Source organism: Methylophaga sp. (assembly GCF_030651745.1).
The window spans coordinates 23,986-37,808 of the sequence record NZ_JAUSCC010000121.1 but is presented as its reverse complement, the minus strand read 5'-3'; the positions used below and the strand labels follow the sequence as shown (position 1 = coordinate 37,808).

Below are 13,823 nucleotides of genomic sequence, written 5' to 3'. Positions count from 1 at the left end.
TTTTGTGAGGGAAACATGCCCACTGATAGACAACCAAATCCATCAAACGACTTCATGATTCAGGTACAAAATCTGTCGCATTCTGTTGATTTGGGCACTGATTCTCTGTCGATTCTACAGCAGGTCAATCTCAATATTGTTAAAGGAGAGTCAGCAGCCATCGTTGGTCGTTCCGGTTCCGGTAAAACGACTTTACTGGGTTTGCTGGCCGGACTGGATTTACCCACCAGTGGCAGTGTGCATCTTGATGGACATCTTATCAGTGCGTTATCGGAAGATGAACGTGCCAGTTTGCGATCACAGCGGGTTGGTTTTGTGTTTCAATCTTTTCAGTTATTACCGACATTGTCAGCGATTGAAAATGTCATGCTCCCCATAGAGTTAGCAGGCTTACCTGATGCAAAAACTAAAGCTGAAAGCTTGCTTGAGCGAGTTGGCCTGGGAGAGCGGATGCACCATACACCGCGGCAATTATCAGGAGGCGAACAGCAACGTGTCGCCATTGCCAGAGCTTTTGCGGTGGATCCACAGGTGTTATTTGCCGATGAACCTACCGGAAATCTGGATACCCGCACCGGCGAGGCTATCACCGAGTTATTAATGACGTTGAATCGTGAGCAGGGCACAACACTGGTGATGGTTACACATGATCAACAACTTGCAGATCGTTGTCAGCGTCATTTTATTATCGAAGCTGGCGTATTACAGGAGAAACAATCTGACAATTTAACGGTGACATCTGTATGAGTGTGACCAGCAAAGTGATTTCGTTCAGCCAGGATTTACGCGAGCGAAACGTTAAAGTGATGTTGGTGGCGATGATTATTGCTGTTGCTACAGTAGCAACGATTAATGCTTTTGCCGATCATTTGCAGCGCACATTAACGACATCGGCCAGTGGCTTTTTGGCGGCGGATCGCCAGTTAAACAGCCGAACTAACGAAGCTATTCCGGAAGCCTGGTATGCAGAAGCCATTAATCAGGGCCTGGAAGTGGGGCGAATGGTGGAATTCGGCACCATGGTCTCTAATGAAACACAGTTTCAGCTGGTGGCAATTAAAGCGGTTGATAATACCTATCCATTACGTGGTGAGCTTGAATGGCAGGCCGATTTGGATAAACCCCGACAAACCATCACCTCCGGTCCAAAACCAGGAGAAGTCTGGCTAAATCCACGCTTAATGCGTTTATTGGATCTGCATCCCGGTGACCCACTGGAAGTGGGGGCAACCACACTTACTGTCGCGGGTGTTATTGTGCGCGAACCTGATGGTGGCTTCCGGCTGTCTGATCTCGCGCCCAGGGTGATGATGCATGTTGATGATGTTGCAGCAACTGAAGTTATCCAGCCGGGTAGTCGGGTTCGCCATCGCGGACTGTTTGCCGGAAATTCCTCTGCAATAGCAGATTTTGAAGCCTGGTTAGAACCGCAGTTAACCGAAAATTATCGTTGGATAAATGTCCGGCAAGGGGAAACCCTGGGTGAGTCGCTGGATAAAGCCGAAGGTTTCCTGTTACTTGGAGGCAGTCTTGCCGTATTACTGGCCGTAGTGGCGATTGCGGTTGCCAGCAGACAATATGCCCTCAGTCAGCGAGATCGTGTGGCCTTATTGAAAACCATGGGATTAACCGGTAAATGCATTCGCAAACTCTATATATCGCGACTGGTTGTTTGGGGGCTGATTTCTACGTTGATAGGCTTAATGCTTGCTATACCAGCAGCTTTTTTATTGGCCTCTATGACTGCACAATTGATGGACCAGCCGCTGCAGTTTGAAGTGGATTTCTGGCAACTTTGGCCTGCCATTTTAACCGCATTAGTCGCCTTATTTGCTTTTGCCTATCCGCCCATCAATCGTTTACGCAATACCCCAGCAATGCGGGTTTTCCGCAGTCTGCCAACCAACGATACCTCAGCTTTAGTTAAGGATTTGCTGTTGGCAGTGTTGGTGATTTTTGGTTTGTTATGGGTATACGTCAGCGATATCAAACTGGTGCTGGCATTGCTTGCAGCAGTTATCGTACTGGTTGTTTCATTAGCGATTGCAGGGGCCGGGCTTATCTGGTTATTACGCAGATTTCCGGCAGGCAGGGGCAGTTGGCGATTGGCGGTAATTGCCTTGTACCGACATCGCAATGCCACTTTATCGCAGATGTCCGTTTTTGCCATGACCATTATGTTGGCCGCCACATTAATTTTGGTGCGCTCGTCCTTGTTAGCTGACTGGCAGGATCAACTGCCTGAAGATGCACCAAACCATTTTCTATTAAATATCGCACCCGAATCGGTGGATGAGGTTGAGGCATTTTTTGACCAACATCAGATAAACCGTAGTCCGTTATATCCGATTATCCGAGGCAGGCTAACCGAGATAAATAGCCAGCCAGCAGTCGAAGTGGCTTTAAACAAAGATGATGATGAACTGCGCCGCGAATTGAACCTGACGATTTCCGATTCCTATCCAGAGGACAATCAAATTGTTGCCGGTCAATGGTTTGAAACGGGAGAGACAAAAGGCCTCTCGATTGAGCAGTCATTAGCCGAGTCTTTGGGTGTTGGAGTGGGAGATGAACTGGGCTTTACGGTAGGGGCTGAAAAAGTCACCGCCACCATCACCAGTATTCGCAGTGTGCAATGGGACAGTATGCGACCCAACTTTTTCCTTATCTTTCCACCTAATGGCGCGATAGATGGGCTTCCCAGTACTTCACTAACCAGCTTTTATCTTGCTGAGCAGGATAAACCGTTACTCAATGATTTTGTACGGCAGTTCCCCACCATTTCCGTGCTGGAAATCGATCATATTATCGAACGTATTCAGCAAATTATCCGCCAGGTAACTCAGGCTGTTGAAGCAATATTGTTGATGATTTTATTGGCGGCGATTGCGGTAATGGTGGCAGTTGTCAGTGCCACGATGTCAGAGCGTCAACGTGAGGGTGCATTATTACGAACTCTGGGAGGCCAGCAACGATTACTGGTTAGCGCAACAATGTGGGAATTTGCCTTGATTGGCTTTTTAGCAGGAATTCTGGGTGTGTTAGCCGCCGAAATGGCAGTATGGGCTTTGCAATATCGTATGTTTGACGGCGAATTCCGCTGGCATTGGCCTGTAATATTAAGCATGCCTTTTATCAGCGCCGTTATTCTGGCCATATTAGGACGCTGGCAATTAACGCCGGTGTTAACCGTTTCTCCGATGTTGTTGCTTCGAAGGTTGGAATAAAACAATCGTTTTTAGGATGGGTTCATTTTGGCTAAGTCATTCCGGCACTGTTGATAGGCCTCACTGAAGTTGCTGAAAAAGTTGTGCTCACCAATCAATGCGATGATGCCTGCTTTTTTCAGCTTGCCTGTGACTTTAGCGTTAGCACCGGTGATAACGACTCGAACCTGACGTTTGTGCAGCTCTTTAATCATTTGCTCTAACGTTTGTAAGCCCGTGAAATCAATAAACGGTACCCAGCCCAGTCTAATAATCAGTATTTTTGGAGTTGTCACGGAACCGGCTAAAGCACGTTCAAAATTTTCAACAGCGCCAAAAAAGAATGGACCTTCCACCGAATAAACCCGTATTTCAGCAGGTAGAATAGCTTGATCTTGTTGTGAGAGTTCTTTGGATAATTCTTGGTCGGTGGTTTGACGGACTTCAACACTGCCTGCCATACGACGCAAAAAGTGCAAGGTTGCCAATATCACGCCGATATTCACGGCAACCACCAGATCAACAAATATTGTCAGTGTAAAAGTCACTAATAAAATTGCTACATCTGCCCGTGGTGCATTTTTAATAATACGGCTGAAATGCTTTATTTCACCCATATTCCAAGCCACGACAAACAAGATGGCAGCCATAACTGCTAAAGGTACATTCACCGCCAGAGGGGCGAGCAGCAGGATAATAAGAATCAACGTAACTGAATGAATAATGCCGGCTAGAGGACTGGTTCCGCCATTGCGGATATTTGTGGCGGTTCTTGCGATGGCTCCAGTTGCAGCAAAGCCACCAAATAACGGTGTGGCAATGTTGGCAATACCCTGGCCGATTAATTCCTGATTCGAGTCATGGCGGTTACCAGACATGCTGTCAGCAACCACGGCAGACAATAAGGATTCGATGGCACCCAGCATCGCGATAGTAAACGCAGGACCAATCAGTGTAATGACCTGGGTTATCGTAATCGCGGGCACCTCAAAACTCGGTAAACCCAAAGGGATCCCGCCAAAAGTATTGCCAATGGTTTTGACACCATCAAACTCAAAAACCGTTTGTAAAATAGTGGCAACAAATAATGCTGTTAGAGGGGCTGGGATCTTTTTTAAACCGGGGATGCGGATCGAATAGAGCAATATGGCTAATGAAAGCAAGGCTATCAACGTTGTGGTCAGGTGAAATTGTGGTAATAAGTGAATTAAGGCCCAGACTTTTTCATGAAAATGCACGGCCTCAACAGCTGGTAAACCAAAAAAATCTTTCCATTGACTGACCCAAATGATGACTGCAATACCACTGGTAAAGCCAACGATAACGGGGGCAGGAATATATTTGATAATAGAGCCCATTCGAGCGAGCCCTAGAAGCAATAAAATCACTCCCGCCATCATGGTAGCAATTTGCAAACCGACATAGCCGTATTCAGCTGTGATCCCCGCCAGAATGACGATAAATGCCCCTGTGGGACCGGCAATCTGTTGCCGGGTGCCGCCAAACACCGATACTAATAAACCTGCAACAATCGCGGTATAGATACCTTGTTCCGGCTTGGCACCTGAGGCAATAGCAAATGCCATGGCCAATGGTAATGCGACTACGCCGACAATGACACCCGAGATAATATTGGAAAGCCAGTGATTTCGCCCCAACAAACCTGCTCGATAGGCATTAAATAGAGCACCCAAACCTGTTCTCCTTGTTATCGAGCAGAAATAAGAGAGTCAAAGCTGTATTTATCAATCAACAACCTCGAACTTGGTTTTCGTTTTAGCTTGCAAGCTAAGATTAAACAACTGATTATGTGGCGCTTGTTATCATAAGCCTTAAAAGCTTTGAGAAGTCCGAATTTAAGTATTTTAGTGAGATCCTTGCTGTGCGCCGATTGTTTCGTTTTATTTTCCGCGTTTTGCTGCTGACAATATTGGCTTTTGTGCTGTTGAGTTTGTTGCTGGTAGTCCCATTTCGTTGGGTGAATCCTCCCATTACCATGGTTATGGCGGATAGATGGATACAGTCTTCTGCAGATTTTCAATTGAAAAAGAGCTGGCTAAGTTGGGATGAGATCCCAAAACATGCGGCTTTAGCCGTTGTCGCTTCTGAAGATCAGAAATTCCCTTTGCATAAAGGCTTTGATGTTGATGCGATACAGCAGGCATTAAAAGAACGTGAACGTCGCGGTGGATTGCGTGGTGCCAGCACCATTAGTCAGCAAGTGGCGAAGAATATGTATCTATGGACTGGCCGCAGCTGGTTCAGAAAGGGCCTGGAAGTCTGGTTTACCTTATTGATTGAATTGAGCTGGAGTAAACAGCGGATTCTAGAGGTATATCTGAATATCGCCGAGTGGGGACCTGGCGTGTTTGGTTTGGAAGCCGCCAGTCAACATCATTTTTCTCGATCAGCTGCCAATCTCACACCGATGCAGGCAGCATTACTGGCATCAGCATTACCCAGCCCTTTAAATTACAATCCCGCCAGACCTGCAGAACATCTTCGGAAACGTGCTGAATGGAATTTGCAGCAACAACGTAGACTTGGCGGTGTACGGTGGTTGGCACCTTTAGATGATGAATAATATCGGTTGCATTTACCTAGTATTAATGTGAGCCGTTTCACATATCTACTATAGGGCATTGATTCTTCACATTAAATAGACACCTCCTTCCTAGAATAGGCTCATCAGTTATTAATTAAATCTATTGACCGATTTTCCATAATAGAAGGACTAACAGGATGAGAATGAATCGAATAGCTTTGGATCTTGAAACATGGGTTCGTCATTACGCAGATGAAAATGTTTTCGAACACAATGGTGAAATTATTGATAGTGAAAAAGCATTTTGCTCTGCTGGATTGCACACCCAAGCCAAACCTGATTACTGTGAATGGCTTGCCTCTAAATCTTAAAGAATCTCAGAATGTTATAAACTTAATGCCATGTATTTGTAATTGAGCTTCAGATTTCGATAATCATTTTCAAGCTTGTTTTAGTTATTCCTTATGAATCCATAACCGACAAGAGTAGTTTAAAGATTTGTACGGTCTATCAATAAATACAGAAATTGAGGAAAACAGTTATGGATATGTCACAGCACACAATGGAAAATTTGTTTCTCCAGCTTGGACTGGATAACAGTGAACAAGCCATAGAGCAGTTTATCAAACAGCATGAGCTGGCTGAAAACGTCAAATTAGAAAATGCCTATTTTTGGTCGCCAGCACAAGCTGCGTTTATAAAAGAATGTCTGGCGTTAGATTCAGACTGGGCTGAAGTGGTGGATCAATTAAACGTCCAGTTGCGACAATAACTTTTCAGTTTATTTTATAGCCCAATACCAAAAGGCATAACCGCAGGCCGCTGCCAGAATAATCCAGCAGATAATTATTACAATTGCTGCGTAACGGTTTTCAGGTAAATGAATTTGCTGGGTTTTTGCCTGTGCCAGGCTTTTGCTCCACAGTTCATCAGGTATCAGTTTCACCGCAATATAAATCCCTAGTGGCAAGATAAGCAATTCATCTAAATAGCCAATAATTGGAATAAAGTCTGGAATTAAATCAATCGGACTTAATGCATAGGCAACTACTCCTACAATCAGCCACTTCACTTGCTTGGGTAGCATGGGATCTTTACTGGCGATATATAAAGCCGACAGCTGTAGCGTCATCGTTTTAGCAAATTTTTTAATTACCTCAAACGCCATTAATTCGTATCTTTTTAATGTTAATAGTTTTTATTAATAAATGAGAAGATTTTTTGTTTGTAATTGAAGTTTTAAAAAAGCCTAATGGTTTGAGAAGATTGACAAAAAATTCACATAACCTCTTTTCTAATATCCTAATAATTATTATTGATTTATTCATAAAAACGCGTATTAATTAAGCAAAATAAAAAATAAAAACGTTCTGGAGAGGGAATGTCTATGTTTAACAAGTCACTCAAAGCAGAGTTAGCTGAACTTCGGTATCAATATGACGAAGTTGAAAGTCTGATTCATTCAATTGACGCTTCGGTTGCCACCATACGATTTAGTCCCGACGGCATTGTTGAGGCTGTCAACGACAATTTTCTAGCGGTTATAGGCTATGAAAAATCAGAAGTGATCGGTCAGCATCATAAACTTTTCTGTGATGCCGAGTATGTCAAATCTTCAGAATATAAAGGATTCTGGGAAGATCTTCGTCAGGGCAAGAAAAAAGCTGGCACTTTTAAACGTCTTACTAAAACTCATAAAACACTTTGGTTAGAAGCAACGTATTTTCCAGTTATTAATAAAGACAACAAAGTAACTGCTGTTTTTAAAATAGCTTCTGACGTTACCAATATGGATAACAAAATACGTGATCTTGAAGCTGCTTTCAGTGCATTAAACCGTTCCATGGCCATCATTGAGTTCACGCCAGATGGTCATATTTTAAATGCTAATGAAAACTTTCTGTCGACAGTTGGCTATTCTCTAAATGATATAGTGGGCAAACATCACCGCATGTTCTGTTTTGATCAATTTTATGAGGAAAACCCCAACTTCTGGTCACAAATCAGTTCGGGACATTTCTTTACCGGTCAATATGAGCGAAAACATGCCTCAGGTCAGACCATATGGTTAGAGGCGTCTTACAATCCGGTATTAGACGATACAGGTAAGGTGGTAAAAGTGATCAAGTTTGCCAGCGATATTACCAGCAAAATTGAGTTAAACCATAAAGTAATGCGTGCGGCGGAAATGTCATTTTCTACCGCTGAAGAAACGGCACAAATTGCCAAAAATGGTGCTGAGTTACTAACAACCTCGGTAGAGATGTCCAATATCATTTTGCAGCATGTGTCGGAGACTTCAGGAAATATTGAACAATTAAATGCTGAATCGAAAAATATCGAAAACATTGTCTCAACAATCAATGATATAGCCGAGCAAACCAATTTGTTGGCTTTAAATGCAGCTATAGAAGCTGCTCGTGCAGGTGATCAGGGACGTGGTTTTGCGGTAGTGGCTGATGAGGTTAGGAAACTGGCCTCAAGAACCAGTACCTCAACTGATGAGATTAAAGAAGTCGTCAGAAAAAACCGTAAGTTGACCCATGATGTGACACAAAAAATGGACAGTGTTAAAGATCGTGCTTTGGCCAGTAACGATCAACTAAATGCGGTATCGTCGGTAATGAATGAAATATTACAAGGGGCAGAAGATGTTTCTCGAACCGTTTCATCATTGTTATAGGTATAAGAATGGTGTCTTTCGGATTAATGTCTGGAATGTGTTTGTGGAATAATTAAAGTATCGATGTTTTGGTACGCCATAAAGACTATATTCATTCCAACCAATGATGGAAGAAATGATGGGCCTGAAAACATTATCGATACTTCTCATTTTTTTCATTACAGCGTGTACGTCTGAAAATGCTGAAGAAAAAGCCTTAAAACTCGCCGGGGTAAATTATCTCGGTGATTTACCTACCTTCGTTGCCAGCAAAAATAATCTTTTTGAAAAACATCATTTAACAATTGATGTTTCTTTCAGCGATTCCGGTAAGCAAAATCTGGAAGATTTGCGTGCTGGTAAAGTTGATTTTGCTTTAATGTCTTCCACTCCGTTTATCATGGACAAATTAGCCAATGCTGCTAACGAGGCGCAGGGCGATGAGCCGGTTATTCTGGCTAATCTGCTGCACTCAACCCGATTGAATCAGATATTGACGACACAAGGTAGAAACATCCAGACAGTAACTGATTTGAAAGGCGGCAAGATTGGATTAACTAAAGGTACTAACGCTGAATACCTGTGGTGGCTGTATTCTGTCTTTTATCAAGTGCCGTCAGGCAGTGTAGAGATCATTGATCTCCCAGTGGCTGAGTTAGGAGAGGCTTTGATAAATGGCAAAGTTGATGCCATTGTTGTCTGGCAGCCGTGGACCGACCGATTTATTACGCAGTATGACGGACAGTTGGAACAGGTTGAAGGCAGTCATGTATACAGTGCTAAATGGTTACTGGTTACCACCAGGAAAATGGTGCGGGAAAATCCGCATTATTGTCAGCAGGTTTTAAAAGCCTATGCAGAAGCAATCACCCTGATTCAGTCTGACACTGAAAAAGTGATGCAGACTTATACTGATACCGCCAATAAAGGCCATATTGTTGTAAACGATTACCAACCGGGTTTACATCAGCTTAATCTTAATTGGGCATTAATTGCTGAGCTGCATCAAGGCATTCAATGGGCCAAGCTTCAACAAATTCCAGGCTCAGATAAACCAACCGATGTAATCTCCTGGTTTGCACCAGAGCCGTTACAAGCAATAAAGCCGTTTCTAGTTAAAATTCCTCAGGCAAATTCTGCAGAGAATCTGCCATGAAGCTGGTTCGGACCTCTATTGTATTTATCACCACATGTGTGTTGGGACTGCTGTTTTTGATCGTTTTAGCTGCGTGGAGCTACAAACAGGTTGAATTAAAACGCGAAGAGCTGAGTGATCTAGGCAGTATTAAACATAAAATCGATGCACTCTCTGTTGGCAGTGATAATTTATTAATTTTTCGTGCTGATGACAGATTGTGGCAGGTTTTTTTGAGTGATGCGCAGACGATAAAGTCGCAACTTGCCACATTGGAAAAGGGTAAGTTCAATGCTCAACGGGCGATTCGTCATATCGACCAGTTAATTAAATCAATGGAAGATGCTTACCAAACCCCTCCTGAACAAAGTGAGCTGATCAATAACGATTTACGGCTGAATCCGCTAGCCTTACCGTTAAGATCCCGGTTGCTTATCAATCAGGTTGCTGATCATGGCATTGCCATCGAAAGTGCTATTGACCAGTTAATGGAAGAAAACCAACAAATTACTGAAAGTCATATCAACCGTATTTTGTTTGTCTTTATGCTCTCCACACTGGTGTTCGGTCTGTTGTGTGTGACGGCATTCAGCATGATGTACCAGCGTATTGCTGTGCCGACCCGCAATCTTATCAATACAATCAACAGAATTTCTGCCAACGATGAAACGGCCAGAGCTGAAGTAATTGGTAAAGATGAAATGGCCGAGCTTGCCTATGCATTTAATGCCCTTCTCGATCAAAAAGACCGTTCCAATCAACACATTCTTCAACAGCAGGCCGAGTTGAGTCAGCAAGCCAGTTTATTGGAGATTGCCGGCAGAATTACGCGCTTTGGCGGTTGGTATGCTGATATGCAGACCAAGCAAGTCAAATGGTCTGACATGGTGGCAAAAATTCACGGTAAACCGGTAGGTTTCTCTCCGACACTTGAAGAGGCATTTTCTTTTTACACTCCCGAGCATCAGGATCGGATTAGAGAACTCTTTAATGCTTGTTACGAACACGGCACCCCTTATGATGCTGAATTACAAATTATTAACTCAGCGGGAGAGCCAGTTTGGATTTGTACATCGGCCGAAGCAGTTCGTAACAACGAAGGAAAAATTATCGGGGTCCACGGGGCTTTTCAGGATATATCCGAGCGTATTGAGCTGGAAAACCGGCTGCGTCAATCGCAAAAACTGGAAGCGGTCGGCCAATTAACTGGTGGGGTAGCACATGATTTTAATAATCTGCTAACGGTGGTTATCGGTAACTCACAGATCATTAACGAAACGCTTGATGAGTCAAACAAACTTAAACCTTTAGCCGAGATGATTTTGCAGGCTGGTTATCGTGGAGCGGAGTTAACCCGCAGCTTATTAGCGTTTGCCCGTAAACAACCGCTTGAGCCAAAACCGATAAACATTAAAGCACTGATCCAGCACATTTGGCCCTTATTGGAACGTGCATTGGGTGCAGACATTTCCATTCAATTAGTAGTCGATGATAATTTGCAACTGGTGATGGTTGATCCGGGGCAGTTTGAAAATGCATTACTCAATCTTGTGTTGAATGCTAAAGATGCTATGCCGAAAGGCGGACGTATTGTGATTGAAGCACAGAACACGCATTTACCGGATAAGTATGCTGAGAATCATCAAATTGATGCTGGTGAATATGTTGTTCTTGCCATTTCTGATTCGGGCTGTGGCATTTCAGCCGATAAACTCCACAGGGTATTTGAACCGTTTTACACCACCAAACCTAAAGATAAAGGAACGGGGTTGGGATTGGCCATGGTTTATGGCTTTATTAAACAAAGTAATGGCCATGTGAATATTTATTCAGAGCCGGAACAGGGCACCACCGTCAGACTGTATTTACCCGTTGCGAACAACATAGATCCGGCAGCCAGTAAATTGGAAGCCAAAACAAAAGACTTGCATTCTGGACATGAGCATATTCTTGTCGTCGAAGATGATCCTCTGGTCCGTGAGTATGTTGTTTCACAACTTACCCATTTCGGCTATCAGATTATCTCTGCTGCCGATGGCAAACAGGCAATGCAAATACTGGAATCTGATCAACACGTCGATTTATTGTTAACCGATGTGGTGTTGCCAGAAGGATTAAATGGCCGACAGATTGCAGAGCAGGCGATCAAATTACGGCCCACGCTCCGGGTGTTATATACCTCGGGTTATACGGAAAATTCTATTGTTCACCATGGCCGTCTTGATCCTGGTGTACTGCTGTTATCAAAACCCTACAATCGCGAAGAGTTGGCAAATAAAGTCAGATTGGCATTGAGTAGCAAGTAGTGATTAGACGTTCTGCGCTATGACGATTCTCCTAGCCGGTCATCCCGTTCTCTGAGCAACCAATAGACAATTCCCATTGCCACAGCGGCACCTGCAAGTGCAGCAATTTTAGCGGGACCAGTTTCATCTGGATCCAAAATCACGAATTTGCGTGATAAGGCTATCAGGGCAATTAACACAACGGTTTTAACTTGAATAATACTGTCCTGTCGCAAGGCGACTTTGACGATAGAGTGTTTGAATTCCATCGCAATGAGCAAGGTCATAATCATTCCAAACACGGTCTGGAAGACGTGGTGTTCAAGCGGGTTGAAAGCATTAACTAATAATAAATCAAACACAGTACGTATCAGCTGATATAACGAAATAAGAATTATCACCGAAATGACCACCGATAAAATAACGGCAATAATCTGCTCGAACCGCTCATAGTAATTCATTACAGCCCAATGCTTTTTAAATTGATTCAACTGCTTTGTTGGTTGATCTAAAGGCATATGGTCACCTCCTAGCTGTACCCGAATAACACAGGACAAATAGGTGTTTTTCAAACAAATTCAAGTCAATTACGGTTTTGAAAAATGCAAATAGCTCATTCTGTCTGTTATCTAAAACCTGAACTTCAGTGCCTGAAAGTTTTCCGTCCAACTTGTAAAAATTACATGATTTATTCCTATCAATAATGTGAATACTGCATTGCTTATGCGTTTGCAAACACTTAAGAGGTTTAAGATTGTTTGCCTTTATCCTGTTGTTATTTAACGGTTATTTCTGTCTTTTCTCTTGGGGTAATCGTTAAGTACGTGATGTGGCACAAGGATTGCGATAACTCCATTACAAGGGAAGCATCTTCGGCACTTTCTTTGAAAACGTTTAGCTTCTAGATTTAGCTATAACCATAATGCCGAAAATCAAACGAGGAGAATGAAATGTTTAAACAACTATTTCTTTCAACTGCACTGGCTACAGCATTTATTGCAACACCTGTATTAGCAGGTGATCATGACAAGCATGATGCACAAGGCGACACCCAAACCTATGACAAAGTCGATAGAGATGGAAAAAAAGTGACGCCAGATAAAAAAGCATATGACAAAGATAAATCCAAAGATCGCAACGCGGAACACCCAGCACATAAAATGGGCGAAGGTGATCCAGCAAGAGAACAAGGCCAATAGCTAACTCAGCTTTAAAGATTCCAGGGTTAATGGAAGCGTAGCGTTTTTAACGGAGTAAGAATTCTCAGGTCGATTTCTCAGTGTCGATTTGAATAATTACTTAGGGAAAGTAACGCTACGTTTTCATTTTTCTGCAGTTCCTAACGATGAATTCTGACTACCTGCTCATCCCAATAAGGCTTTAGGCAAGCCCCAATCTCGGGAGAATATTATGCTTAAGCATTTATGCAGAACCACTGAGAATGATGCTGATTCAACTTCGACTGACTCCGAATAATACTCAACACCGTTTTATTTAAAGCTGGCTATAACTGTTTAAGAATCTGACAGGCATTTCGCCCATCGCTTAATAAAATAATGTTTTTATGAATACAGGCATCCGTCCAACCGAACACATTATCAGGAGCGGCATGTTTAGAGAAAAACTCCAGATCAACAGTTCTGGTATTGGCAAATTGATATAACTCAATGTGTTCGCTGTTCCAACGTCCAACCCAGCCATCTTGAGCATTATGTATCAATGTTTGCCGTGGATAATGTTTTTCAAAACCTGCAGCTTCCACATCGGCTATTTGAAGCAAATGTTCATTGGTGTTAATCCGATAGAGCAATATCATGGCCACCAGAAAAATGACAACACTGATGCAATGGAGAAGATTATCGGTAACGGTTAAACCAGGATTTTTGGTATAACATTGCAGGCAGGTTTTGGCCGTACGAGCCACTTGATATTCACAGGCTTTGCATTTAACCAGTTTAGCCATAAAAAAATTCCCTTTTTATATACGATG

General features: G+C 43.1%; 13 protein-coding genes. 9 read left to right on the top strand and 4 right to left on the bottom strand.

Annotated elements, in window-relative coordinates; genetic code table 11:
- Positions 1–15 precede the first annotated feature (15 nt).
- Positions 16–747, top strand: coding sequence for an ABC transporter ATP-binding protein (locus tag Q7V21_RS13915; RefSeq protein WP_370654069.1), 732 nt, complete (start codon positions 16–18; stop codon positions 745–747).
- Positions 744–3,227 (top strand): ABC transporter permease, encoded by a 2,484-nt coding sequence (locus Q7V21_RS13910; protein ID WP_304917866.1) that lies wholly within the window; start codon positions 744–746, stop codon positions 3,225–3,227. The genes Q7V21_RS13915 and Q7V21_RS13910 overlap by 4 nt, the downstream gene beginning before the upstream one ends.
- Before the next feature lie 11 nt (positions 3,228–3,238).
- Here the strand turns inward: Q7V21_RS13910 and Q7V21_RS13905 are convergent, their stop codons facing one another.
- Entirely contained in the window at positions 3,239–4,900 is a 1,662-nt protein-coding gene (locus tag Q7V21_RS13905) for a SulP family inorganic anion transporter (RefSeq protein ID WP_304917865.1), read from the bottom strand.
- Between the two features lie 188 nt (positions 4,901–5,088).
- Here Q7V21_RS13905 and mtgA point away from each other — a divergent pair, with 188 nt between their 5' ends.
- The 3 genes from mtgA (at position 5,089) to Q7V21_RS13890 (ending at position 6,523) form a co-directional block, all read left to right on the top strand.
- Positions 5,089–5,790 (top strand): monofunctional biosynthetic peptidoglycan transglycosylase, encoded by a 702-nt coding sequence (mtgA, locus tag Q7V21_RS13900; protein WP_304917864.1) that lies wholly within the window; start codon positions 5,089–5,091, stop codon positions 5,788–5,790.
- Between the two features lie 164 nt (positions 5,791–5,954).
- A complete protein-coding gene (locus Q7V21_RS13895) occupies positions 5,955–6,122 on the top strand; it encodes a hypothetical protein (protein WP_304917863.1) in 168 nt (55 codons plus the stop codon).
- 170 nt (positions 6,123–6,292) lie between these two features.
- A complete protein-coding gene (locus tag Q7V21_RS13890; protein WP_304917862.1) occupies positions 6,293–6,523 on the top strand; it encodes a DUF2789 domain-containing protein in 231 nt (76 codons plus the stop codon).
- A gap of 9 nt (positions 6,524–6,532) precedes the next feature.
- On the opposite strand, the gene Q7V21_RS13885 is transcribed toward Q7V21_RS13890, so the two are convergent.
- The gene (locus Q7V21_RS13885; protein ID WP_304917861.1) at positions 6,533–6,919 is read right to left on the bottom strand and encodes a YkvA family protein; all 387 of its coding nucleotides are present in this window, start codon (positions 6,917–6,919) and stop codon (positions 6,533–6,535) included.
- Positions 6,920–7,138: 219 nt separating this feature from the next.
- On the opposite strand from Q7V21_RS13885, the gene Q7V21_RS13880 reads away from it, so the two are divergent.
- The 3 genes from Q7V21_RS13880 (at position 7,139) to Q7V21_RS13870 (ending at position 11,854) form a co-directional block, all read left to right on the top strand.
- Complete coding sequence (locus Q7V21_RS13880; RefSeq protein ID WP_370654071.1) at positions 7,139–8,434, top strand: methyl-accepting chemotaxis protein; 1,296 nt, start codon at positions 7,139–7,141, stop codon at positions 8,432–8,434.
- 103 nt (positions 8,435–8,537) lie between these two features.
- The gene (locus Q7V21_RS13875; protein ID WP_304917859.1) at positions 8,538–9,569 is read left to right on the top strand and encodes an ABC transporter substrate-binding protein; all 1,032 of its coding nucleotides are present in this window, start codon (positions 8,538–8,540) and stop codon (positions 9,567–9,569) included.
- The gene (locus Q7V21_RS13870) at positions 9,566–11,854 is read left to right on the top strand and encodes an ATP-binding protein (protein WP_304917858.1); all 2,289 of its coding nucleotides are present in this window, start codon (positions 9,566–9,568) and stop codon (positions 11,852–11,854) included. Before Q7V21_RS13875 ends, Q7V21_RS13870 begins: the two co-directional genes overlap by 4 nt.
- Positions 11,855–11,871: 17 nt before the next feature.
- Here the strand turns inward: Q7V21_RS13870 and Q7V21_RS13865 are convergent, their stop codons facing one another.
- Positions 11,872–12,351 carry a phosphate-starvation-inducible PsiE family protein gene (locus Q7V21_RS13865; protein ID WP_304917857.1) on the bottom strand — a complete coding sequence of 160 codons (480 nt, stop codon included), beginning with the start codon at positions 12,349–12,351 and terminating at the stop codon, positions 11,872–11,874.
- A 432-nt stretch (positions 12,352–12,783) separates the two neighbouring features.
- Between Q7V21_RS13865 and Q7V21_RS13860 the strand changes: the two genes are divergently transcribed.
- The gene (locus Q7V21_RS13860; protein WP_304917856.1) at positions 12,784–13,032 is read left to right on the top strand and encodes a hypothetical protein; all 249 of its coding nucleotides are present in this window, start codon (positions 12,784–12,786) and stop codon (positions 13,030–13,032) included.
- Between the two features lie 305 nt (positions 13,033–13,337).
- On the opposite strand, the gene Q7V21_RS13855 is transcribed toward Q7V21_RS13860, so the two are convergent.
- The gene (locus tag Q7V21_RS13855) at positions 13,338–13,796 is read right to left on the bottom strand and encodes a hypothetical protein (protein ID WP_304917855.1); all 459 of its coding nucleotides are present in this window, start codon (positions 13,794–13,796) and stop codon (positions 13,338–13,340) included.
- Positions 13,797–13,823 lie beyond the last annotated feature (27 nt).